Annotated in this window: 1 protein-coding gene; it reads right to left on the reverse strand. The window is 69.3% G+C overall.

Going from position 1 to position 618, the window contains the following annotated elements; translation table 11 throughout:
• Positions 1–31: 31 nt before the first annotated feature.
• The coding region (locus tag WCD74_RS29850) for a transposase (protein ID WP_337698573.1) at positions 32–618 on the reverse strand (587 nt) is incomplete at its 5' end.

Raw genomic sequence — 618 nt, forward strand, 5'->3', positions numbered from 1 at the left:
CAGGTGAGACATCCTCTGTCAACCACCGGGGTTAGGCGGCGGTCTTGAGGGCTCGTTGTCGGTTCGCGAGGTGGGTCGCTTCGTCGTAGTGGGTGCCGTTGGTCAGGCAGTGCCAGAGGATCTCGATCCAACGGTTGGCCAGGGCGCGCAGCGCGGCGTGGTGGCCCTTCTTCGCGGCGATCTTGGCGTCGTAGTACTCCCGGGCCCAGACGCTCTTGGTGATGCTGCAGAACGCCCAGATATGCACGGCGTCGCCGAGGTGGCGGTTGTGGGCCAGGCGGCGGGAGACCACGAAGGCGCTCTTGCCCGAGCGGCGGGTGACCGGGGCCTGGCCGGCGTAGCACTGCAAAGCGTTCGGAGTCGGGAACTGGTCGATGTGTTCACCGATCTCACCGGCGACCCGAGCTGCGAGGCGATCTCCCAGGCCGGGGAAGCTCAGGTAGATGTCCCCGCCCGGGAGCGCCTTCCCCGGGTCGGGGTCGCTCACCGTGCGGTCGCGGCCGCTGCGAGGCCCACCGAGCAGCAACTCAGCCATGCGTTGTTCCCAGCCGCGGCGGGCGTGGTGCAGGGCAAGCAGCTGGGTCGCTGCCAGTCGGATCCCGGCGGCCTTGGCGCGCA

Source organism: Actinomycetospora aurantiaca, from assembly GCF_037401875.1.
In the GTDB taxonomy this organism is placed as follows: domain Bacteria; phylum Actinomycetota; class Actinomycetes; order Mycobacteriales; family Pseudonocardiaceae; genus Actinomycetospora; species Actinomycetospora aurantiaca.